Annotated in this window: 18 protein-coding genes; 8 read left to right on the forward strand and 10 right to left on the reverse strand. The window is 54.9% G+C overall.

Annotation, left to right across the window (positions count from 1 at the left end):
• On the reverse strand, nucleotides 1–2,172 hold the full coding sequence (locus GC165_02160) for a hypothetical protein (protein ID MBI1331662.1): 2,172 nt from the start codon (nucleotides 2,170–2,172) through the stop codon (nucleotides 1–3).
• Between the two features lie 394 nt (nucleotides 2,173–2,566).
• Complete coding sequence (locus GC165_02165; protein MBI1331663.1) at nucleotides 2,567–4,963, reverse strand: protein kinase; 2,397 nt, start codon at nucleotides 4,961–4,963, stop codon at nucleotides 2,567–2,569.
• Nucleotides 4,964–5,467: 504 nt separating this feature from the next.
• Between GC165_02165 and GC165_02170 the strand changes: the two genes are divergently transcribed.
• Nucleotides 5,468–6,478, forward strand: coding sequence for an esterase family protein (locus tag GC165_02170; GenBank protein MBI1331664.1), 1,011 nt, complete (start codon nucleotides 5,468–5,470; stop codon nucleotides 6,476–6,478).
• Nucleotides 6,479–6,632: 154 nt separating this feature from the next.
• Nucleotides 6,633–7,094 (forward strand): hypothetical protein, encoded by a 462-nt coding sequence (locus GC165_02175; GenBank protein MBI1331665.1) that lies wholly within the window; start codon nucleotides 6,633–6,635, stop codon nucleotides 7,092–7,094.
• A 3-nt stretch (nucleotides 7,095–7,097) separates the two neighbouring features.
• Here the strand turns inward: GC165_02175 and GC165_02180 are convergent, their stop codons facing one another.
• From GC165_02180 to GC165_02190, 3 genes are all read right to left on the reverse strand, one after another.
• Nucleotides 7,098–7,601, reverse strand: coding sequence for a hypothetical protein (locus tag GC165_02180; GenBank protein MBI1331666.1), 504 nt, complete (start codon nucleotides 7,599–7,601; stop codon nucleotides 7,098–7,100).
• Nucleotides 7,602–7,740: 139 nt separating this feature from the next.
• Entirely contained in the window at nucleotides 7,741–9,144 is a 1,404-nt protein-coding gene (locus GC165_02185; protein MBI1331667.1) for a GHKL domain-containing protein, read from the reverse strand.
• 6 nt (nucleotides 9,145–9,150) lie between these two features.
• Nucleotides 9,151–9,816: a response regulator gene (locus GC165_02190; protein ID MBI1331668.1), complete on the reverse strand. Its 666-nt coding sequence runs from the start codon at nucleotides 9,814–9,816 to the stop codon at nucleotides 9,151–9,153.
• Nucleotides 9,817–9,972: 156 nt separating this feature from the next.
• On the opposite strand from GC165_02190, the gene GC165_02195 reads away from it, so the two are divergent.
• Entirely contained in the window at nucleotides 9,973–10,881 is a 909-nt protein-coding gene (locus GC165_02195; GenBank protein MBI1331669.1) for a PEP-CTERM sorting domain-containing protein, read from the forward strand.
• 69 nt (nucleotides 10,882–10,950) lie between these two features.
• Here GC165_02195 and GC165_02200 read toward each other — a convergent pair whose 3' ends face one another.
• The 3 genes from GC165_02200 to GC165_02210 all read right to left on the reverse strand — a co-directional run bounded on the left by GC165_02200 (nucleotide 10,951) and on the right by GC165_02210 (nucleotide 15,921).
• Nucleotides 10,951–12,792, reverse strand: a complete 1,842-nt coding sequence (locus GC165_02200; protein ID MBI1331670.1) for a hypothetical protein — start codon at nucleotides 12,790–12,792, stop codon at nucleotides 10,951–10,953.
• A 94-nt stretch (nucleotides 12,793–12,886) separates the two neighbouring features.
• Complete coding sequence (locus GC165_02205) at nucleotides 12,887–14,779, reverse strand: EAL domain-containing protein (protein ID MBI1331671.1); 1,893 nt, start codon at nucleotides 14,777–14,779, stop codon at nucleotides 12,887–12,889.
• Entirely contained in the window at nucleotides 14,776–15,921 is a 1,146-nt protein-coding gene (locus GC165_02210; protein MBI1331672.1) for a hypothetical protein, read from the reverse strand. Before GC165_02210 ends, GC165_02205 begins: the two co-directional genes overlap by 4 nt.
• A 160-nt stretch (nucleotides 15,922–16,081) precedes the next feature.
• On the opposite strand from GC165_02210, the gene GC165_02215 reads away from it, so the two are divergent.
• Genes GC165_02215 through GC165_02230 form a run of 4 tightly spaced genes read left to right on the forward strand, consistent with a single transcriptional unit; the run spans nucleotide 16,082 to nucleotide 20,026 of the window.
• Nucleotides 16,082–16,453, forward strand: a complete 372-nt coding sequence (locus GC165_02215; GenBank protein ID MBI1331673.1) for a hypothetical protein — start codon at nucleotides 16,082–16,084, stop codon at nucleotides 16,451–16,453.
• A complete protein-coding gene (locus GC165_02220) occupies nucleotides 16,450–17,142 on the forward strand; it encodes a hypothetical protein (protein MBI1331674.1) in 693 nt (230 codons plus the stop codon). Before GC165_02215 ends, GC165_02220 begins: the two co-directional genes overlap by 4 nt.
• Before the next feature lie 9 nt (nucleotides 17,143–17,151).
• A complete protein-coding gene (locus GC165_02225; GenBank protein MBI1331675.1) occupies nucleotides 17,152–18,765 on the forward strand; it encodes a DUF3500 domain-containing protein in 1,614 nt (537 codons plus the stop codon).
• A complete protein-coding gene (locus GC165_02230; protein MBI1331676.1) occupies nucleotides 18,746–20,026 on the forward strand; it encodes a HupE/UreJ family protein in 1,281 nt (426 codons plus the stop codon). The genes GC165_02225 and GC165_02230 overlap by 20 nt, the downstream gene beginning before the upstream one ends.
• Here GC165_02230 and GC165_02235 read toward each other — a convergent pair.
• On the reverse strand, nucleotides 20,023–21,588 hold the full coding sequence (locus GC165_02235; protein ID MBI1331677.1) for a HAMP domain-containing protein: 1,566 nt from the start codon (nucleotides 21,586–21,588) through the stop codon (nucleotides 20,023–20,025). The two genes, GC165_02230 and GC165_02235, sit on opposite strands and share 4 nt — an antisense overlap.
• Nucleotides 21,575–22,252, reverse strand: coding sequence for a response regulator (locus GC165_02240; protein MBI1331678.1), 678 nt, complete (start codon nucleotides 22,250–22,252; stop codon nucleotides 21,575–21,577). Before GC165_02240 ends, GC165_02235 begins: the two co-directional genes overlap by 14 nt.
• Before the next feature lie 139 nt (nucleotides 22,253–22,391).
• Between GC165_02240 and GC165_02245 the strand changes: the two genes are divergently transcribed.
• The gene (locus GC165_02245; protein ID MBI1331679.1) at nucleotides 22,392–22,769 is read left to right on the forward strand and encodes a hypothetical protein; all 378 of its coding nucleotides are present in this window, start codon (nucleotides 22,392–22,394) and stop codon (nucleotides 22,767–22,769) included.
• The last annotated feature ends 197 nt before the right edge of the window (nucleotides 22,770–22,966 follow it).

Consider the following 22,966-nt stretch of genomic DNA (forward strand, 5'->3'; position numbering starts at 1 on the left):
CTATTTTGGCTTGTCCACTTTATTCTGAATCGCGATGCTGATCGTTATTTTTCCTGAGAATTGGTCTTGCTCTCCAAATTTGAAAGGAATGGTTGTTACGCCATAAAAACCGGTTCCTTCTTCGCCAGGTAATTGTGCGCCTGGTTTCAGAGTGATCTTAAGACCAGAATCCATGTAGCTCTTGTCAATATGACAGTTGTCCAATAGCTCTACTGGAATCTGACCTGGCTTCGAGGGCTTGCCCTTCGTCCTTTGCTCGGTGTGAGTGGCATTCAGGATTGCGTTGACAACAAAAATTCCGTTCTCATTTTCACCCTTGAGCTTTTTGATGACCATGTTGAAGTACTTGCCCTCCGGCGTACTGCTTGGGAAATCGAATTCATTGTTACCTGCATCGGTTTCATGAATCTGGAATCGATCGACAAGACAGTCAGAGTTGTCAATATAGCTCGTGCCACTATCCCGAACTGTATAACGAACGTGGCCCGGTCCCTTCAACTGGAAGTACCGATCACCACCGAGCGCCTGCTGCTGCTTGAGAAGCGCCTCCATTTGCTTGCGCTGGGCCTCAGGCAGGTTTTTGATGCCGTCAAGAACCTGCTGCGGAACCTCACCCACCGGATCATTGATGTCCATCACCATGTCCGTAACGTCGAGGACCCGGTCGATATGCTGAGCGAGGTTTCGATCGCGACTAAAGAAGTTGCCATCGCCCTTAACGGTCACCGTGATGTGGCCAATCGACTGAGCTTGCTTCCAATCTCGGACTCGCACATTGACGGTTTCGCTTCCAAACCACTTCATCCGGTAAAGGGTTTCCATAACCGGCGAAATCCAACCAGACGTTCCGCCGCTAATGCCGATTGCGCCCGTCACCGCGTCGATAACGTCTTGCTTCATGTCGGTTGCTTTCGCCTGAGGGGTGACCTTGACTGAGATAGATTTCTCATAAGCCTTCACCGTCTTGGGATCGAGGGCTTTCTGCTGGGCCGTGCCTTCCAAAATGCCCTTAGCGACACCGTTCGAGTCGGTCTTGACCTTGCTCATGTCTCCCTGTCCCGAAGCCCACTGGACCTTGTGATTGTTAAAGTCGTAATACTTACCGTCGCCGCTAATCTCCCAGGATGTTTCGATTCCAGCAAGTCCGCCGGATTTCGGCATATCCACGTCCAACCCCGCCATCGCAACCGTCGCCCGGTTCTCCTTCATCCAATCGGTGACCTTTGAACCATCAATGAAGATTCTCGCAGTCAAGGTCTTTTTCTCGCCGGCCGAGGTGTCTTTGGTCCGGACCAAAAGATTGTTCTCGCCTTCGACTTTCAACTCAGTTTTGAGGAAGGTATACGTGAGAATAAACTTGGAGATGGACGAGATCGAGTTGGCCTTGTCCATCGGCTTGGCTAGCTTTTCGCCAATCTTGGATTCCACCAGCTTGTTGATGAGACCGGTGATGCCTCCCACCCAACCGTCTTCCGCCCAACCGGCATCGTCAGCATAAGGAGAATAATTCGAGGCGAATAGATTCAGACCCGCAGGAGAGCTCTTTTTGATCGCCGTCGCAATCTCTTGTGTGACAATGCGAGTAAGGATAAGCGACTGAATCGGGTCTAACTTGGCGCTGTCGCCAAAATTCATATCGTCGAAGTTCTCGTGGTTTTGGGCGAGATCGGTCAAAAATCCCGAGACCGCCTGATTCATATAGCGGTTGGGGTTCGGGTCGCCCGGCTTCAATACTTCTTGACGAGCTACAGGGTCATAAATCAAGAAGGACTTTATGTCCGTACCACAGCTGTCATTGTAGCCACCCTGTTTCAACTGGTAGTCCATGGACGCAACGAAGTTGCCCAGGGTCATTCCCTGACCTCGATTATATAAATCGATGAATCCGCGAATCTCGTAATCCGTGACCGCCAGATGCAGATCATTGTCGGTCCCGATCGGCTTGGCGACCAGCGTATGGTCTTCTTTTCGGATGGTGAAACCGCAAATCTGAAGGGCCTCGGTGAGGAGAGCCGGAGTGCCTTGCTTTGCCGCCAGAAGCTGAGCGATTTCCTGGAGCCGAGCGGCCGAAGCGATATCCGAAAAGAGGGCCGGAGCCGCCATCGACGATCCTGCAAGGAGTAGCAAGCCGAGGCCAAACCCCACGCGCGAAAAAACCCGTGAAAGAATCATGAGAACTTCGGATGCTAGCACAGCGATTTTGAAAATATCAACGGAGTCCTAGGTTCTTAATGGTGGATATTTGGGAATATTCGTTGTCGAATGAAGCGATAAGAAAGGTCTTCAGGTCAGTTAGTGCCGTCCGCATGGTCAAAAATAGCCATGCATTCCCTTCTGCAACTGGAATGCCACAAAACGTCTTAGCAGAAGGAAAACTGAACGCAGCGGCAGGAGCAAATGGCCAGGTAAAACGCCCTGGATCAACGTATTATCTGTCTAAATCGCCAACGAAGCTAAAGGACTACCATCGAAGCCAAACTCTCGACCTACCTCTGGACCGAGTCTCAAAGAAAAGGGAAGCTCAAGATATGATGGCAAAGCGCACACATGTTTGCTGAGCATCGCGTCACTTAACTTGCGTGTTCAAATCGGTGCCCTTTAAAATCTGCAAAATGCCGTCACCAATATCATTTCGATGCTCAATTCTAAACGACGGCCCAAGTGCCTTTCCTACTCTCGGGCTAACGAAAAAGCGAACGCGCTTTGACAGCAACTCATAGCCTTCTTGTAAGTGACGGATCGTTTCCGAGAGATACTCTACCTCAACCGCCTCGCCACGATCTACCCGAATATATGCCTTTCCCCCAAAATCGTTTTCCCTCCTCGGGACATCCAATAAAATGTCATCAACTCCAAAACTTTCATGTTCCTTAATATTAGCAATACAAAGTATTAAGTGCAAAAGTTTCTCTCGTACCTCCTTCTCACCTGAGTCGCTTAAGTTTCGACATTTTTCGTAAATTTCAAAATCTCTCTCCTCTCCCGCAGAAGGATGTATTGTATAAAGTCTTTGGTAAAGGTGGTTTCGATCTTCGATCAATCCTGAAAGTACTGACGGTTTTCCAAAATGTGTCATATATTTTTGGTCTAGATATCGAATAGCTTCGTAGTCACTTCTCCACATCGTATCAGTTAAGTATTCGTGGAAAGAGCGCCTGCCATCCGAGTAAAGGTCCTTTACTACGCTGAGAACCATGGCCATAAGTGCCCGGTTTGTATGATGCCAATACACGGAACGGAAAAGCCAATATCTCGTAAATATCACACTTTCCACGGCTTGTAACGCTCTTTCATCAAAAGCGAGATGCAGTCGACCTTGGTTGATTCGCTCGATTGACGCAGCTTTTAGAAGTGCAACAACATCAATGCCATTTCCATAGGCAACACCCGTAAACAATGAGTCCAATTTAAGATAGGACAATTTATCGATATCGACTCCTGAATTGACAATTGAATTAATAATCTGATCCACCGCATCGTGCTCGGCGCATTGTTCGTAATGCTTTCCGAAAACGATCTGCTCGAACCTCTTTGAATCCAATCCTAGATCGTCAAGGATCATATTCACCGACGCCGACTTTGCTGCCATCTCTCCAGTCGCCTGCCCATCGCAGAAAAGCTCCAAGACGTCTAGACCCTTAAGTTGTTGAATCCCACTTTCCTGAAAAATATGAAGAAACGGAAAATGATTGATATCGTGAAACAAAATACACGCTAGTAGCTGCTCTGTTGATCTGCCATCGAAATGTAGACGAAATGTCGGACAAGAGTAGAGCTGCTCTACAAGCTGCCTTCCAAGCTCATATGCGTACAGGACATGAACTGACCGTTTATAGTCCGCCCCTGGATAAATATACGGAAGCAAGCAGAGTTGATTAACGTAATTTAGACGTCGAAAACTCCTGCATTCAATGCCCCGTTTGAGATTTTCGGTAACTGGCACCGCAATGCCGGTAGGTAGCATTATAGTCTTCTCGGCTGCAGAGGGGCTTATGAGTTCTTGAATGCCAAATGTTGTAAAGTGATTTGGCCTGAGCCTCTCAATCCTCGGCAGAAGGGAAGTGGTCGATAATTTGCTGACCAACTTCCAATCTGTTAATGTATGTATTAGCTCACCAATGTAATTGTTTTCGCGTATACGAAATGTCTTCTTTAGCGTGGGGGCAAGTTCGGCTAATAATTTTCCAAATTGGTAAAGATCGAGACCAGGGAAGATGGCCTGAAAAAGCTCTTCACGGGTCCCGCCTACTTCTTTGATGTGCTTGAGTCTATGATTTGTGGATATGGACTTTGGAAATAAATCCCAATCGCCAAGCAATCTTGTCATTTCGTTTTTATCAACTTCTTCAAAGTCGAAATTCTTGCTAAGGCCGAAGTCCACAAGAATGGGCTGACTGTCAGATGATCTTATTAGTAGGTTGGCTGCTTTGATATCTAGGTGCATCCGTTTGCGCACGTTATGCATATATTGAAGCGCCTCAGCGATAGAGACTAGAATATTTGCGCAGTCTTCGTCGCCCAGCTTATTTTGTGCGAAATATTCATTGATTGGCAGTCCTTCAACGAAATCAGTAACCAGTGCGGGCAACTTCGATATAGCTGAAGCTTGAATTTTCTTCTTCTGCTTTTGGGTGAGATCGATTTCTCCCTTTTCTCGAACTGCGACGATGTTTTTATGATGCAGGCTTGATAGAATTTCAAATTCTCGAAGTTGAAAAGGTATAGTTTCGTTTACCGCTTCGTCGGCTATCGTTGTAAACAATTTTGCCTGGTAGAAGGGAAAGAATATTTTCAAGGCATAACTCTGCTCGTTATGCGTGACTTTGTAGACTTCTCCTGACCCACCTCGGTTTATATATTCAATGACTTTATATGAAATATTGTTCAGGCGTACGGAATCGCCCTGATTGAATATTTGTCCTTCTTGAACTGTGGAATTAAGTTGCACGATACTATTATGCACTTAATGCAGCGAATTTGCGACGACTCGAAATTTGGTTTTTACCGTTGATAGGTGTCGCGACGCAGGCTATGGTCGCGTTATTGCCTTAATATTTGTTCGGGTCTATTGAAGTGGTCTATGTTAAGGTAAAGCATCTAAGGTTGGCTCTAGTGGCATTCTCTGTATTTCGCCGAGTCTGGGTAGTCACCGGAGCGCTTAGGTTTGTATGTCGTTGGGCGATTTGCTGCTTGTATTTGGTATCTCTGTTCGGTGTTGGAGTTCGTTGCCTTTTTTTTTGTTGCTCCTACCTGAGTATGTTGTTTGTAGGTTGGGCAGGTGCTGAGCTTTGAATTACAGGGTCTTTGGCATGATCTCCCTAGAGTGTGTATGCAGGAAGGAAGATTTCATCGTGAGACCGTTGCCTTACAGATTCTGGACGTTGTTTGGTAACTGTTGGCTTGGCGCGGATAGTGGTCTTCCGAAGAATGACAAACTGTACGAACTAGGTAAGGTGAAAACAGTGCAATGAAGCGTTTTCTTCCCTACATCGTCACGGGGGCGCTGTCGGCCACGGCGGCTCTTTCGATTTCCTACTATCAGCAGAAACCCAACCCGGATTCGCAGTATCGACCTAATCCCGACGCGCTGGTTCACGATGGGGTTCCGAAAGGCGAAGTACGTGGCCCATTCGTGGTCCAGAGCCTCGGCTACCCGGGAACGCAGAAGACGTATTGGGTGTACGTGCCCGCACAATACGACCCCAAGGTTCCGACCGCGCTGATGGTGCTTCAGGATGGTCAAGCAATGAAGCAGGAAAACGGACAGATTCGAGCCCAAACGGTGTTCGACAACCTCATCTATCGACGTGAAATTCCCGTCATGATCGGCGTGTTCATCAACCCTGGACGAACGCCTGAGCAAAAGGAACCATCACCCGAAAACGGCTGGGGAGACGGATTCACCAACCGGGGTGTCGAGTACAACGCGCTCGACGACAAGTACGCGCGCGACATCGTCGATGGGCTGATTCCTCAGCTAAAGAAGGATTACAACATCTCCGACGACCCGAATATGCGCGGAATCGGCGGCTCAAGCTCGGGCGCGATTGCCGCCTTCACGGTGGCGTGGGAACGACCGAACGCCTTCCGCAAAGTCCTTAGCATTGTGGGAAGCTTCACCAACATTCGCGGTGGCGACGCCTATCCCGATATCATCCGCAAGAGCAAGAAGAAGCCGATTCGCGTGTTCCTCTGCGACGGTCGGAACGACCTCCGCGGGGTCCGCAACGGCAAATACGATCCTCGCTGGGATTGGTTCTTGCAGAACAACCGCATGAAGGACGCGCTGACGGAGAAGGGGTACGACCTGAACTATACGTGGGGCATGAACAACCATGGCCAAGCGTTCGGCGGGCAAATCTTCCCCGACATGATGCGTTGGCTATGGCGCGACGGACCGGTCTCCACCGACCCGAACGACATGGTCGAGCGGAGCTTCCGAGGGGCCGCTGCTGGATTGGATAAGGAAGGTAACTAGGATCGTTTCAACGTTTTTGGCCCTCATCTGCACGGTAGCCCAGCTTAAGCCTGGTGTATTCGAACACACGACTTCGCCGTCCAAAAGGTGGGCCATTGGATACGCCCATGACCCCCATCAAAAGGATGACGAGTACGCCGCAATTAACACCCTAGTGGACTTGAAAACCCACAAGCCGGTCTTGACGCTGAACTCGTTCAACGGATTCCCGGGCCAAAATCACGGCGGAATATTCGTTGCTTATTCCCAGAAGGAATCCATGGGTGTGGCGATGCAAGCGGGAAAATGGGAGCCGAGAGCCTTGGCGATTTTCTCTCCGTCCAAGCGCCTTCAATTCAACCTCCTGCCGACGATCAACAAGGACATGGCGGCCTACGCCAAGAAGCATGTGAAGAACGCCGACAAGTTCGCGTTCGATGTTTTAGGGGCCAAGTTTAGTGGGGGAAAATTACTAGTCTCGGCAATTGGCCAAATTCCGAAAGACGAGGACGCGCCGGTTATCTATGCCGAATTGAAGTATCCCACTCACTTGAGTGGGGGCAAGATTCGATTGAAAAATCCGACGATGAAGCCGCTCAGTGAATCGACCGCCTGGTCTTGGCCCGAAATCAAATAGCGGCTAGGCGTCGTGGTCTTCGTCCGCCTCTGGAGCAGGATATGTCCGAACCGGAATCCATGGGCGAGGATAAGGCGGCAATTCGCTCGGCGGCATAGGGTCATCAGGGAAATCCGCCAAGTGTCTCGCGCGAGATTCATCGTCAGCGTAGTATCGGAGCCATATTTGGATATCATCCTCCGAAAACGCGCCAATTGCAGACCAATGCGTCCCGGCATTCACATCACCGGCAAAGCAAACGGTCGGCTCGCCGCAATACTCTAGCAGAGCGTCGTATAACTCGCGATCCGTCAAATGGTCGACGTCCTCAACGAAGACTCGCAGCTCCTCCAAGGACCAAATCAAGTCGGTCAGAGCGCGATGGAGATCGGCATCGGCAACCTCGGACGATGGCTTTGGCGCAAGTCCGCGCAAGCTTAGCTCGCGACCTAACGTCGTCTCCTCCTCGCCGCTGAAAAAGCGATCCAACTTTCGGAGATACTCCAAGTCTGGGTCGTCTGGCTCCATGACAAAATCCTAACCATTCCACTTTGCGATTGTCAGGAGAATCTTGATTTTCCTAGCACGGACCGAGCAAATGGTGTCTCGCGAACTTTGGCGAAAGCCCGAGTAGTCACGCCACCCTTACGGCGAAGTTAAACCTAGCCTACTTGGTGGGAATGACGACTCGGAACGTGGTCCATTCTTCGTCCGAAGCCGCCGTGATGGTGCCGTGATGTTGCTCAACGATTGCTTTGGCGATCGCCAAGCCAAGACCCGACCCGCCGGTATGGCGGGCTCGCGCCGAATCGAGGCGCCGAAACCGCTCAAAGATGGCCTCGGCTTCGGTCGGTGAGAGCGGAGGCCCATCATTCGCAATTTCCAGGATGGCCGAATCGGATTCTTGCCATACCTTCACGGTGATCCGGGAGTTTGCGTGGCTGAGCGAGTTTTGCAAGAGGTTGTCGACGACCTGGCGAATGCGCAGAGGGTCCAGATTGATCACAAGCTGCTCGGCGAGAGAGGTTTGTACCTGAAGGGCTCCAATTTGCGAGGCGGGAATGGCATGGATGGCGTCGCAAACGATAGCTCCAATATCAACGGGCTTTTTGTCCATGGTCAGCACGCTCAAGTCGGAACGAGCCAGTAGCAACAAGTCATCGACGAGAGATCCCATTCGTTTGACTTCGCCTCGCGAAACCTCCAGGGCATTTACATAGTCTTTAGCCTCGCGCTCGTATCGAAGGGTGACATCGATCGTTCCCAGGGTATTCGAGATCGGAGTTCGCAACTCGTGAGAGGCGTCGGCCAGGAATTGCCGCTGTCCATCGATGATCGTCTGACGCTCGGCCAGTAGCTCTGATGTTTTTTTCAGCAGCGAGTTGAAGGACTTAGCGACTCCTTTGACTTCGCGATAGGGAGCCCTAAGCTCTTCTTCGTGGTCGTATTTCGTCGGATCGGCTAACTCCGCTTGTTCGGCGAGCCGAACGAGGGGCTGCGCGATCGAACGTCCGACCGCCGATGCTACACCGATCGCGACCATGGTTCCCAGAATAGTCATCGAAAAGATGATCAAACCGATTCGAGAGAGCCCTTCGGCCAAGATGTTGGACGGTACGCCGACCACGCCGACAGCCGCGACCCCTCCTGGACCGTGAAAAGGATAGAACACAGCCCGTATCGGACGCCCATCTAACTGAATGTCCCTCATGAGCGGTGCGCCCTTCCAGGCATCGTCTTCATAAACTTTTGCGAGCGAAGGAATCTGGTCGATACGAACATTGGAGGTCTTAGCGACAATCCGATCTTGTTGGTCAACGATCCAGACAAACTTTTCGTATCCAGGTACGCCCTTGATCGAAAGAGCTTGCGGCACCGGCTCGTGGACGTGAATACGGTCGGTATCCGTGGCAGATCCAATTTCGGTGCGTGCAAGCTGAAGGAGCGAATTGTCTAGTCTGGCCGACTCCGTGGCTTTGAAAACGGCGAAAACGGCGATCCCGGAGACCACCATAATTCCGGCGGTTACAGCACCAAACGTGATCGTGATTCGACGGTGCAGGTTAGCCAATATTCATCACGCTCCAAAGATGTAGCCCGATCCGCGGATGGTTCGCAGATAGTCTGGATTGCGGCCCAGCTTGTCACGGAGGTAGCGAACGTAAACTTCGATCACGTTGGAATCAGGCTCTTGTCCCGACTCCCAGACGTGATCCCAAAGCCGAGAGCGTGTGATGAGTTCGCCTGAATGGAGGGCAAAGTATTCGAGGAGTTGATACTCTCGCGCAGTCAACACGACTTCTTGCCCTTCCCGATAGACTCGATGCGAGCGCAGGTCGATTTCTAGATCGCCGAAACGAAGGAGAGAATTCCCGGTCTGAGTGAGGCTCCGGCGCAGAATGGCTCGAATACGGGCGAGGAGTTCCTCAAAATCGTAGGGTTTGGTCAGGTAGTCGTCCCCGCCGAGGTTGAGCCCGTTGATCCGGTCGGCCGTATCGTCCCGCGCGGTCAGAAAGATGATGGGTGTAGCGTTCCCGCTTGTTCTCCACTGGCGACATAACTCGAACCCGTCGATGCCAGGCACCATCACGTCCAGGAGGACGAGATCATAGTCGTAGGCGTGGATGAGGCCGTCAGCCTCGTGACCGCTACGGGCGACATCGACCGCATAGCCTTCTTCGCGCAGACCACGTTGAAGAAACGCGATGGCTGGCGCCTCATCTTCGACGACGAGAATCTTCATCTTCCATAGTTTATGAGGCACCGATGAGAGCCAAATGAGAAGTCGCTGAACCAGTGTAGAGAGATTCTATGACACTAAAGTGGCGTCTCATTTTCCTCTCATCTTGGCTTTGATAACGTGAGGTCGTTCGAACCAACGAACGCAATTGAGGACAAAATGAAACTGCTTTATCGAGCGCTGGCCACCGTCCCGCTTCTCTCGTTTTCGGCATATGCGCTCGCCATCGACATCACGACCACTAACTCACCGAGCGACCTTGCCGACAAGTTATTTTCCAACGTCGCAGGCGGGGTGACGATTATGGGGTCGGCCTATACGGGTTCCGATGTGGCAGCGGGAACCTACCGAAATCTGTCGTTTGCACCCCTCTCCTATATATCGTCGGGAATCCTCTTAACCACGGGCGATGCTCAGATTGCCAAAGGTCCGAATGATCAAGACTTTGCCGGAATCGACAACGGTGGTGGCAGCGAAACGTTCGTCAACTACGACGGAAACGGGACCAACGCCGTCCTGAACGATGTCGCCAAATTGAGCATCACATTCTCAAGCGATTCGCGTCAGAGTCTTTCCTTCGATTTCTCGTTTGGATCGGAAGAGTACTTCGAGTGGGTGAATTCGGATTACAACGACACCTTCCTTACGTTCATCGACTCGAATCCAATCACCCTATCTCGAGATCTTAACAACAATCCGATCACCGTCAACAACCAATTCTTTCGTGTTGACAATCGCCCGCAAGGGTGGGGTGAATTCGACGTGTTGGGCAACTACAGTCATTGCAACGGCACGGCATCAGGCATTAGCGAGCTTCAATACGACGGCTTTACTCCTGTTCTGAAGACCACATTCACTGTCGATCCGGGAGTTCACACGCTAACATTCGTGATTGGCGACGCTGGCGACAACATCTACGACAGCGGAGTGTTCATTTCCCGAGCCCTCTCGTCGAGTGGTGATGACGACGGAACGGGCGAAGATCCGGCGCCAGAGCCTTCATCGTTCCTGGGCCTCGGTGTCGCGCTTTGGGGATTTCAGCGTCTTCGCCGACGCCCTACCACGTAGTTTCAAAACGCAAAAATAGTATCCCAAACCCTATTTTGGCCCCGGTTCGCCGGGGCAATTTTTGGGGTTTCAAGCCAACTGATAGTCGATCGATTGGAGCTTTCGGTACTCGTTCCAGTTGAGGATCACCCGTCCGCCCTGTCGCGGGTCGATCGACTGGAGGCCGACCCCCTGCTGGATCCATCCCATATGGACAAATTGCTCGGGGTAGGTCGAAGCCATGCCGAGGAAACGGCCCTCCGGCTTCACTTCGCCGACCACCCAGCCTTCGCCGAGCATGGCTTCCAGCACTTCGATCCCTCGCCGGACCGTCCCTTCAGGGTCGAGCCGCAGACCTCGCTTGACCGCCTCAAAGGCGTAGCGCTCAAGCAGAAGCTCAAGATCGGACTCGACCTGGAGAGCCGCATACATGGCACCGTAGGAGAGCATATCGGGCAAGACCAGCGAGCCGCGCTTGAGACACGGAATCTTATAAACACGTCCCTCTTGGTAGGTCGCGAGAATAATCTTCTCGGCTCCCTCGGTGTTCAGTCGGAACGAGTTATACTTCTCGACTTCCCACTTGGGGTAGCTTCCCGTCATCGAGCGAATGTTGTACTTGACGGCCGAGATGGTGAAGGTCCCGGTCCCCGGCACGCCGAGGCTATCGCCCGCAAAACCGCCTGAGCCCATCCACACGAAGGCGTCTTCCGGCCGAAGCTGAATTCCGGCCGAGTCGGCAATTACGGCGCAGTACTCCTTCAACTCAGTGAAGTGGCCGTTCATCGAGTACCAATAATCGGCAAAGCGGATATGATCGCGGATTCGTCGCGACTGGACGTCGCTGTAGGATTGCTTGAGCCAATTCGCGTCAAGTTCGCCGCGCTCGATCTCCAAAATAGTGTAGGCGAGGTTTCGGGCTCCGGTCTGCGCGAGGGTCAATCCCGCCGAGAGGATCGGGTCGGCAAAGCCAGCCGCATCGCCGGCTAGGAACCAGTTTTCGCCGTACAAACGCTCAGAAACAAAGCTCCAGTCCTTGGTGGTTTCAAACTTGCCCTCGCGAGACGCGTTGGCCACCAGTTTCGATACCGTTGGTTCGGAGGTCAGGGCCTCCATGTACAGCTCTTCCGGGGTCTTGCCGCTCTTCTTCTGATATTCGGCTGGCATGACCAAGCCGATCGAAGTCCGCGTCGGACCGAGAGGAATGAACCAAATCCAACCCCAATCTAGGCTGAGGACCAAAATCTGCGTACCGCCGATTCCAATGCGTGTGGCCCATTCAGTGTTCTGCCAGTAGTCCCACGCGGCGATATTGCGGAGCTCGGTCGGTGCGTCGATTTCGACTCCCATTTTTCGGCGCAGAAGTCCCGAATTCCCCGAGGCATCCACATACCACTTGGCTTGCACGAGGCTCTCGCCGTTTAGTGGTGTCCGCCGGTCATCCGACCCTTCCACCAATTCGAGCCCGTTGATCCGATCGCCTTCGTGGAGAATATTGACGACGCGGACTCCTTCGTAAACCTGACATCCGGCCTCCCGGGCGTGATCGAGCAGGATTTTGTCGTACTTGGACCGATCAACCTGGAAAGCGGTTTGGGCGCGTTGGCCGGTGTATTGAGCCGGGCGGGGAATGTCTTGGAAGCTATCGACCTTCAAGAAGTCGAGCGCCCAAAGGTCCTTGGAACTTCCCCAGCGGTACAACCCACCGATCTTCACCGGAAAATCCGCGGCTTCGACCTTGTCCCAAACACCCATTTCGTCCAGAACAGGCATTAGGTGAGGGAGTTGGCTTTCGCCGATGTGGTCGCGCGGAAACACCTCACGCTCAAACAGCGCTATCGAGAGATTAGGATCATACTTCCGAAGAAGTGTGCCGAGGGTACTTGCCGCTGGACCCCCACCAATAATCGCCACGTCGCACGAGATGGCCATTGCGCATCATTGTAACAAATATCTCCCTATTAGAAAAGGGTCGGATTCTTATACAATTCTTCTCTCGCCAAACGGGACCGTCTACCTTCGATCATTAGGCGATCTGACGAGCCTTAGGTTGAGAGAGGAAAGTCGTCATCGCTTCCGACGTCATCGGTCGGCCGAAGTAGTAACCCTGTGCAAATTCGCACCCTGCCTTCCGCAAGGATTCGAACTGGCTGGCCGACTCGACCCCTTCGGCGATGGTTCTCAGGTTCAACTTGTGGGCCAACCCAACAATCATCTCCAAAACCGGGCTGTCCCCTTCGGGTGCGACACCCTGGATGAATGACTTGTCGATCTTGAGAATATCGACCGGCAGGTCCTGCAGGTAGCCGAGGGAAGAGTAGCCGGTTCCAAAATCGTCGATTGCAAGCTGAACGCCGAGTCCACGAAGACCTTCGAGGCGGCTAGCCAAAATCTTTCCGCCGGTCAGCATCATGGTTTCCGTGATCTCCAGCACAAGAGAGTCTGCCGGGAAACCGGTCTTGATCAACACCGTCGCCACCTCCTCAATGAAGGTATTGCTCCGAAGCTGAAGCGCCGATAGGTTTACGCACGTCTTGAGGTCTTGGGCACCCGGAATGTTGTCCTGCCACCAGCGACCCTGACGACACGCCTGATGAAGCACCCAGAGACCGATAGGGAAGATCAACCCTGACTCTTCGGCCAAAGGAATGAATTCCAGCGGCGGAATAAGGCCGAGTTGCGGGTGATTCCATCGCAAAAGTGCCTCGATGCCATGCACCGACCCATCCTGTGCCGAGATAGTTGGGTGGTAATGCAGAATAAGCTGACCCGCCCCGAGAGCACGCGCCAAATCCGCTTCCAATTCCATCCGAGCGTGCGTGTCGGAACCCATATCCGAGTCATAGAGTTCGACGCATCCTTTGCCCTGGCTCTTGGCCGCATACATGGCTGCGTCGGCATTTCGCACGAGGTCGTCAAATGAGGTGATGGTTGCGTCTGAGATCGCGACGCCGATGCTTGCCCCGACGAACGCGCCGTTCTTACCAATTGGCACCTTGGCCAACAGTCGATCCAGCATGGTTTCGCCCAGAACCATGACTTCCTCGGTACTCGGGCAGTTCTCGATCAAAATGGCAAATTCGTCACCACCGAGGCGCGCCACCGTATCAACTTTCCGTACCGAGGCGGTCAGCCTCTCGGCCACCGTCTTTAGCAACGTGTCGCCCGCCTCGTGGCCTAGGCTATCGTTGATATTCTTAAAGTTGTCGAGGTCGATGAAAAGAATCGCGATCGGCTTCTTTTCGCGATCAGATCGAGCAAGGGCGTGGCAAACGCGATCGTGGAACAGCGCGCGGTTGGCAAGGCCGGTGAGAGGGTCGTGGAAGGCTTGGTGCCGAAGCTGCTCTTCCAGCTTCCGCCGCTCAGAAATATCACGAAAAACCACCACTGCGCCGTGAGGAATGCCGTCCCAAATGACCGGATTGACTACGTAGGAAACAGGAAGCATCCGCCCGTCCCGGCAATGGAAGCATCCATCCTCCTCGCGAACCGTCTGCCCGGTGCGAATGATCTCTTGGAACGACACAATGTCACGACCGGTCTGAAGCTTCTTCAGCACTTCGCCATCGGCGAGTTCCTCGCTGGTCCAGCCCAGCAGCCGTTCTGCCGCCGGGTTCATGAGCAAAAGTCGCCCCTGATCGTCGAGCACGCACAGACCGTCGCCCAACGACTGAAGAATGACGTGAAGCTGGTCCCGCTCGCGAGTTCGCGTGTTGTGCAGGTCTTGCATCTCCGTCGAAGAAACGGTGAGCGATCGTTCCAGCAAATAGCGGTCCTGGTCGGCCTGAAAATAGGCGCCGTTAACCGCTTTCAGAAACGACTTCCAGCGGTCCTCCAGGTTCTCAGCCTGGTTTTCCAGCCCGAATCGTCGAATCTGACGGGTCAGAATTGGATGGATGTCGGCGTCAATAAAGTTCAAGCCGCGTCCTCCCAAACGTGGGTGACGGTAAAGGTCTGGTTGTGTAGCACGTTGGCCGAACCGCCCGGGCTTGCGCCAATTTCGCCGTACGAGTAGAAGCCGACCTGTGCCGATCCTTCGGGTAGCTCAAGAAAGGATGCCTCCACCTCTTCCTCGGTTCGTTCGGCAAGTACGAGTCGGCGTCCGACGCAACTGACTGCAATGGAAAGCACCGGCCCTTCCGGTTGGTCGGGCAAAGCTGCTTGGCTGGCCAGTCCAGCGCCATCGATGAGTCGCTCAGGGTTGGCCCGCATCAACTGAGCAAACGCGCCCTCTGGCACATCGCCCGCAAAGGTCAGCGACATTTCGTCTTCGTCGATGGCGAGGATCGTACGCACCAGGCCGTCTTCGTATCCGTTGCCCGAACGAATCGAGAGCGGAAACAGCAGGCCTGCGGCTGGGAGATTCTTGGCAAACTCGCCGAGGTACTCCCTGTACAACGTCAACGCCGGCTTGCCATCTAGTTCGAAGAGGACGTTGTCCTTGGATCGGGTGATCTGCCGCTCGATCCCAAAAATGTCCCATCCGCCCCGCGACGACCGTCCGATATGCACCGCATCGCCGTAAAGTCCGACCGCGACCACGCCGTTCTCGACCGGCTTTCCGTCGATCATCGACCAGGTCTTCTGGAACCGGTCGCCATCTCCGGCTAATCCGCCGGTGACGGATGTTCCTACCGGTAACCCACTCGTCAGTCCCTGAACCAAAGCGCTGCCGTTAACGTGGAGCCCATCGGAGAACACGAGAACCCCCCTAATGTCAGGAGCGTTGAGGGTAGCCGACAACCGTTCGCCACACAGAAGCGAATCCTTGGCGTCGGAAATCGAGGCGAAGGCCGTGCGAACCTGAGTTTGATCGAAGCGAATAGCGGCAACCGAAAGACTTTGATCCGTCAGGCGTTCATTGTGGATTTCGCCCGACGTCGAACAGCCGACGATCTGAGAAGTAGGGTAGGCGTGACGTAGCTCGGCAAAGATGTTTTCCGAGTTGGCCAATTCAGGCGAAAAGAAGACGAAAACGACCGTCTGATCTGAGTCGATCGCCGGAAATTCGGCGACTGACCAGCCGTCGTTACTCGAATACCAAAACCTCTCTAGCCTCATTGCCAATCACTCATCGATTTGTCGAAGTATTTTCCCTTTTCCATATCCCGAGGGAAACTCGCAGTCGAATCTACTAGCTGTCCCCCAAAGAAGCCTCTGCCCGGCAAAATCAGGCTCGAAAAACGCGTTCACGACTTTTTCATTTCGAAAACCTACTCTGATGGCTATGCAAAGCATCTTGCATCGTCGTCGGTCAGCTCTCGCCCTGTTCCTCGTCCTCGTGGGATGCGGCGGCGGAGCGGCAGCCCTCGGCCCCACCATCACAACCCAGCCCTCTTCGACGACCGTGGTCGAAGGCAGTACGGCGACCTTCACCGTCGTTGCATCGGGCTCTAGCCTCACTTACCAGTGGTACAAGGGCAGCGCGCTCGTCTCGGGCGCCACCGCGTCCTCGTACTCGATCTCGAACGCGTCGTCTTCCGACGAAGGGAGCTACTACGTCGTCGTCTCGAACGCGGCGGGATCAACCACCAGCCAGACCGTTACCCTCACGGTCACGACCTCCGGTGATGCCTCCATCACCGTCAAATGAACCCCATGAAATCCCCCATCAAACTCTCCTATCTGCTTGCCGTTGCCTCCTTCGTGGCGGGTTGCGGTGGAACGTCGTCGCAGGCCTCGGCCATTGGTGCGGCGACGCTTTCGATTACCTGGCCCGACCAAAGCCGTTTGATTCCGGTCGCCGCCAATAGCATCACCGTAGCGTTTCTTAACGGATCGACGACGGTCGCCAGCCAAACTGTGGCTCGGCCTTCGAGCGGAAACCAATCCACATTGAGTTTCACCGGCTTACCCGCGACTTCCTTGACGTTAACTGCCAAGGCCTATCCCACAACAGATGGCACGGGCACGGCTCAGGCCAGCGCGAGCCAGGCTATCACCATCGTATCCGGTTCGACGACGTCGGCCACCCTGACGATGGCGTCGACGATCTCGACCCTATCGGTTTCACCGACATCACTCTCGCTTTCTGCTGGCAACACCGGAACTCTGACTCTCTCGGCCAAGGACTCTTCGGGCGCTACGGTCATCACTTCGGATTCGACCATGACGTGGACCTCGTCCGACACGTCGGTCGCTACCGTCTCTTCGTCCGGCGTCGTGACTGCGGTGGCCGGAGGCTCGGCGACCATCTCCGTGACGGATTCCGAGTCTGGCAAGTCGGCTTCGGCTTCGGTCGCGGTCACCTCGACTGGGGGCGCGACGGTCACCGTTAAGTAAGGAACCACCATGAAACACAATCCCCTCGTTCGAATCTTGTTTGGCGTATTCGTGGCCCTGCTCCTCACCCTACAGCTCTGCTCCTGCGGAGGGGGCTCGAAGGCATCGGGAGCAGCGAGCCTCTCGATCACTTGGCCCGACCAAAGCCGGTTGATTCCGGTTGCAGCCAATAGCATCACGGTGGCGTTCCTCAACGGCTCGACGACCGTCGCCAGCCAAACCGTGGCACGCCCGTCGAGCGGCAACCAAAGCACGGTCAGCTTTTCGAGCCTTCCGGCAACGTCCCTGACCCTAACGGCCAAAGCGTTTCCATCTACCGACGGTTCTGGAACGGCCCAGGCGAGTGCGAGCCAATCGGTGACGATCACGGCCGACTCGACGACCTCTGTCACCCTCACGATGGCGTCCACGATTTCGACTTTGTCGCTCAGCCCAACCTCGCCAAGCGTGGCTGCCGGCAGTTCGGCGACTCTGACTCTGAGCGCGAAGGATTCTTCCGGCGCGACGGTCATCACGTCGGATTCGACGATGACTTGGACTTCATCCAATACGTCGGTGGCAACCGTAGCCGCTGGCGGCGTCGTGACCGGCGTCGCAGCAGGCACATCGACCATCACCGTAACCGACTCTGAATCGGGCAAGTCTGCGTCGGTGACCGCCACGGTCACGTCAAGTGGAACGACCATCGTTGACCTCGCCAATGCCTACATCAGTTCGCTGAGTTCGACCCAGCAAGCGGCGGTTGTCGTGTCTGCCTCGGCCACGAACGCGGCTAAGTGGTCAAACCTTCCGGCCACCCCTGCCTCCGACGGCACCAATACCTTACGGAACGGCGTTTCGTATTCGTCGCTGACTACCGCGCAAAAGACGGCGTTCATCAACCTCGTCCAGGCGGCTATCGGCACGAACGGCTACGATCAGTGGACGCAAATCCGAGCTTCGGACAACTACCTCGGTGCTTCGCGAAGTGGCTACAGCGGCGACTACCAGTACGTGGCATTTGTCGGGACCCCTTCGACGAGTGGGAACTGGCTGCTGCAGATTGGTGGTCACCACAACGCCCATAACTACTACTACACCGGCAACACACTAGATACCACGACCCCGTACTTCCTTGGTGTCGAGCCTCAGACCTTCACCTACAACTCAACGTCCTACACTCCTCTTCTCGCCCAGCGAAATGGAATGTATAACCTCGTCAATTCGCTGACATCCACGCAGTTGACCTCGGCGAAGCTCACCAGCAGTTTCTCGGACGTCTACCTCGGCCCCGGAAAAGACGCTCGCTCGAACTTCCCGACCGGCACCAGCGGACGTGGCATTCTCGCCTCGAGCCTGACGAGCACTCAGCAGACTCTGCTTAAGACGGCCATCGCGGCGTGGGTCGATACCAGCGCCGAGGCCTCGACGTACCAGTCGCTGTATGAGTCGGAGTTGGCATCCACCTACGTAGCCTATTCGGGCACGACGACCTTCAACAGCCAGGGAGACTATGTTCGGATCGACGGACCTCATGTCTGGATCGAGTTCGTCTGCCAAAACGGCGTCGTGTTCTCGGGCATTCACTTCCACACCGTGTGGAGAGATCGGGTGACGGATTACAATGCGGACTTCGGGTTCTAAACCGCTGGGACGGCTCCTCGCCGTCCTTGGCTTCATGCTGGCGGCAACGCTGGCATGGAGCCACCCCATGCCGAAGACGGCCGTCATGCTGAAGTTTCGCAACGACCGCATTGACGCCGAACTTCTGCTTCCGGTTGTCGAACTGAAGTTGGGATGGGATAAACCCCTTCCCGACGACGCCGAGCACACGGTCAGCGAATATGGTCTGGAACTCAAGAGCTATGTCGCTGACCATATTTGCCCGGTCGCACCGGACGGCGAGCCGTGGTCGGTGGTCGTGCATTCTGTGACTCCGGTCCCCGACACTTTCCCCGACGTGCGAGTCGATCTGTCGATGATCCCGCCTAAGGGGCAACCCGTCGATCGATTGACGTTCAACTACGACGTCATCTTCCACCACCTCATCACTCATGAGGCGATCATATCGGTTGTCGGCGATTGGCGCAATGGGCTAATTTCCGACAAACCGGTTGTGCTGGCCACCATGTGGGACCGAACGAGGTCAATCGAAATCGACCGCTCTGGTGGGAGTTGGTTTCGGGGCTTTGCGGCGACGTTCCGACTCGGCATGAGGCATATCGCCGAAGGCACCGATCACTTACTCTTTCTACTTGCGCTTCTGCTTCCTGCGCCGCTGGCCCTGGGAACAAAGAAATGGGGTGAGTTCGTGGGTGCCAAAGTCGCGATTCGAAAGATCGTCAAAGTCGTTTCTGCGTTCACCGTCGGCCACTCGATCACGCTTCTTTTTGGCGCGCTGCAGTGGGTCCGCGTGCCCGAAGCTCCGATTGAGGCCGCCATTGCGTTGTCCATCTTTGTTTCGGCGATCCACGCGTTCGTGCCCGTTTTTCGAGGGCGAGAAATGTTCGTTGCCGGCGGTTTCGGCCTTGTGCATGGGCTAGCGTTTGCGGCCACGTTGAACGGGTTTGGATTCGACGCCCTGACGCTCGTAACGAGCATCTTCAGCTTCAACTTGGGGATCGAGACGTTCCAGCTCTTCGTGATTGGCCTTGCGATGCCGATTGTCATTCTCTTGGCTCGGACCCGGTTCTACCGTTTCTTCCGCGGCGTTGGTGCGACGGCAACGGCGATTGCATCCGCGACGTGGTTCGGAGAGAGAGCCTTTGGTTGGTCGAATCCGGTGAGTCCGGTTGTCGAGCGCGCTGCGGCTCATGCGACGTGGGTTCTAGTTTCACTCCTGGTCGTCGCGGTGGCCGCCAATCTTTTTGAGCGGTCGCACCGCAGCGCCCTCGAACCGGCCTAACCCTTGGGTAGAGTGACCTTGATCCGGGTTCCTCTGCCCACTTCGCTTTCGACTCCGATTGCGCCGTGGTGAGCACGGACGATTGCCTCGCAAATCGCCAGTCCCAGTCCGCTGCCGCCGGTCTCCGAGCTTCTCGATTCATCGATGCGATAGAACCGTTCGAACAAGTGGGGCAGATGGCTTGCGGCGATGCCCTTCCCTCGATCAACGACTTCGATCACGACAGTTTCGCGATCTTCTCGAACGAAAACTTCAACGGGCGTTTTGCTCTCCGAATGCACGAGGGCGTTACCAACAAGATTGATCACAACGCGCCCAATCTGCTCGGCTTGTCCGTTGGCGAAAATGGGAGATTGGGGCACGTTCAGTTCCACTCGATCCTTTGCGTTCGGGACCGACCGGATCGCTTCGGTCACCGCCTCGCACAGATCAAAAGATGCGGGCGCTTCATTGAGTTTTCCGGCATCGGCCCGCGCAAGAAGCAGCAGATCGCGAACGATGGAGGTCATTTGATCGGCGGCAAAGTCGATATCGCTCACTAGGGTTCGGTGGTCGTCGGAGAGGTTATCGCCGAGCATAATTCCCGTGTTGGCCTTCACGATCGTCAGTGGGGTCTTCAGTTCGTGCGAGGCGTCGGCGGTAAAGCGGCGCTGCTGCTCCACGGTGCGCCGTAGCGCGTCGGCCGTGTCGGTCTGCTGGCGATAAAGCGACTCCAATCGTCCCAGCATCCGGTTCAATGTCTCCGCCAACGAGGCAAATTCGTCTCGACCCAAGACCGCCAGACGCTCGCCAAAGCCCATCCCTTCGATGCGAACCGCGTCTTGGTTAAGTTGACCAAGCGGCTGAAGGAATTTCGAGACTAACACCAGGGTCGCAAGCCCACCAAGGAGGATGCCAACCGGAATGCCCACCACGATCAAGAGCCATCGGAGGTTCTGCAAGGCCGCCAGAGCCGAGCCGATGGGCGCGGCAACCTGCACAACCTCGTTGATCTTCCCCTGCCTGTAGGTCGGTGCGCTATAGACTCGGACGGGCTCGCCGTTGCGCAAGACGGTTGTGAATCCCGGTTTCCCTTTGGCCGCCATCTCAAAGCCGATGGGATCGTAAACGTCATTCTTGTGCTCTTCGAACGAGGCAACGGCGAAGTTGATCGGTGCGGCCCACTCCTCGTTGGACTTCGAGTGGGAGGTCAGCATCTGATCGGGAGGCCCGCTGTTGCCTGAAGAACCGTTCTTGCCTGGTGGCCCTCCATTGGGCGGACCATCGCTAGCGAATGGTCCACCGTCATCGGGTGGCGGGCCGTCGAAAGAGGGTCCCTTATCGTTGGATTGTCTTGGTGATGAGGAATTGCCCGGCCCGCGACCATCGGGCGGCAGAACCGACGAAGCAAAATGGGCTCCGCGCCGCTTCAGGTCATTCTCGATATTACTGAGCAGGGCGTGACGGAAGAGTTGGTCGGCGACGATCCCGAACGCTAGCAGAAGCGCCATGATGACGAGCATCGATGTCGCCAAAAGGCGAACCCGCACCGAATGCAGGCGGCTTCGGTCAGAGGTCATCATCCACTCGCATCACGTAACCATAGCCCACGACCGTATGGATGAGAGGCTTCTCGAACCCTGCGTCAACCTTCTGCCTCAGCTTTCGGATGAAGGCGTCGACAATGTTCGACGAACCCAGGTCATTTCCCCAAATCCGCGAAGTGATCACATCTCGCGTCAGTGTGCGACCTTCGTTGACTGCTAACGCTTCGAGCAAGTCGTACTCGCGCGGCGTTAAAGCGATGACCTGCCCAGCTCGATCCACAGTGCGCGTTGTCCGGTCTATCGAGAGATCACCGACGGTCAGTAACGATCCCTTTTGAATTTTGTCGCGCCGGTACAAAGCCTCGATTCGGGCCAAAAGCTCTGCGTTATTGAATGGCTTTGGCAGGTAGTCGTCCGCGCCAAGCTTCAACCCCTTGATGCGATGCTCGACCTCTCCCATCGCGCTCAGCATCAGCACGGGCAGATTGACGCGTTGGGACCTTAGGTCCGAGACGATCTGAAATCCGCTCTTGCCCGGAAGCATCACGTCCAGCAACATCAAATCGAACGATTCGGCCCGTGCCATCTCGTACGCCTCGATGCCATGCGCCGCCCACGAAACCACATGCCCAGCATCGGTGAGGATGCGAGTAAGAGCCGACGCCAACCGCTTTTCGTCTTCCACGACGAGGATCTTCATGGACGTTTGCGCGCATGTTACCACCGACCGATGACGGACGTCTGGCATTCGGCTCCCGGACTTGAAACACGTTCATCTGGCGTTCATTTGCGTACTTTCCAGGAACTTTTGCCGATGGCTTGCCATAATACAGAACTAGATGGTCAAATTGGCCAAGCTGACGCGCGTGATCCTGGCGGTTTTGGTGGTCCTCACCCAAACCGGGCTTGTTCGCGTTTGCGTGAGTGCCTGCCAGACGGCCATGAAGCCCGGCATGTCCTGCTGCAAAGTGGACGCCAACGGGCATTCGAAGTGCAAGTGCCCCAAGGCAGTGAGCCGAGATACGTCGGCTCAGGCGATCGTCGCCAAGACTGATCTGCCTACCGCCCAACCGCTGGTCGCCGTGCTTCCTTCCCTCGTCGATTGGTCCTGCCCGACTCTTGGGCTCAAGCCAACCGAGGTCGTTGACCACAATCATGGTCCGCCTGATGACCCGCCGATTTTCTGTCGGCTCGGTCGCGCGCCTCCAGTCTGCTGACATCTCTCTGAAGATCGTCGGCCCGCTCGCACCTGCGAGCCTTGACTGGAATACAACCATGAAAAACATCAAACTCATTTCGCTTTCGTCGTTCGGCCTCGTTGCCGCTATCGCCCTTTCCCTCGCCGGTTGCTCGTCTTCGTCCGAGCCTGCGGCGAACTCCTCGGCCACGACTGCGGCTTCCACAACGCCGGATC

Source organism: Armatimonadota bacterium, assembly GCA_016125185.1.
Taxonomy (GTDB): domain Bacteria; phylum Armatimonadota; class Fimbriimonadia; order Fimbriimonadales; family Fimbriimonadaceae; genus Fimbriimonas.

Excerpts from the sequence above, each read along its gene's own strand:
- GC165_02225 (MBI1331675.1), top strand. The coding sequence starts at position 17,152 with ATGAAACACAATCCCCTCGTTCGAATCTTGTTTGGCGTATTCGTGGCC.
- GC165_02170 (MBI1331664.1), top strand. The coding sequence starts at position 5,468 with ATGAAGCGTTTTCTTCCCTACATCGTCACGGGGGCGCTGTCGGCCACG.
- GC165_02235 (MBI1331677.1), bottom strand. The coding sequence starts at position 21,588 with ATGATGACCTCTGACCGAAGCCGCCTGCATTCGGTGCGGGTTCGCCTT.
- GC165_02245 (MBI1331679.1), top strand. The coding sequence starts at position 22,392 with ATGGTCAAATTGGCCAAGCTGACGCGCGTGATCCTGGCGGTTTTGGTG.
- GC165_02160 (MBI1331662.1), bottom strand. The coding sequence starts at position 2,172 with ATGATTCTTTCACGGGTTTTTTCGCGCGTGGGGTTTGGCCTCGGCTTG.
- GC165_02200 (MBI1331670.1), bottom strand. The coding sequence starts at position 12,792 with ATGGCCATCTCGTGCGACGTGGCGATTATTGGTGGGGGTCCAGCGGCA.
- GC165_02190 (MBI1331668.1), bottom strand. The coding sequence starts at position 9,816 with ATGAAGATTCTCGTCGTCGAAGATGAGGCGCCAGCCATCGCGTTTCTT.
- GC165_02220 (MBI1331674.1), top strand. The coding sequence starts at position 16,450 with ATGAACCCCATGAAATCCCCCATCAAACTCTCCTATCTGCTTGCCGTT.
- GC165_02240 (MBI1331678.1), bottom strand. The coding sequence starts at position 22,252 with ATGAAGATCCTCGTCGTGGAAGACGAAAAGCGGTTGGCGTCGGCTCTT.
- GC165_02195 (MBI1331669.1), top strand. The coding sequence starts at position 9,973 with ATGAAACTGCTTTATCGAGCGCTGGCCACCGTCCCGCTTCTCTCGTTT.
- GC165_02230 (MBI1331676.1), top strand. The coding sequence starts at position 18,746 with ATGCGGACTTCGGGTTCTAAACCGCTGGGACGGCTCCTCGCCGTCCTT.
- GC165_02215 (MBI1331673.1), top strand. The coding sequence starts at position 16,082 with ATGGCTATGCAAAGCATCTTGCATCGTCGTCGGTCAGCTCTCGCCCTG.
- GC165_02180 (MBI1331666.1), bottom strand. The coding sequence starts at position 7,601 with ATGGAGCCAGACGACCCAGACTTGGAGTATCTCCGAAAGTTGGATCGC.
- GC165_02210 (MBI1331672.1), bottom strand. The coding sequence starts at position 15,921 with ATGAGGCTAGAGAGGTTTTGGTATTCGAGTAACGACGGCTGGTCAGTC.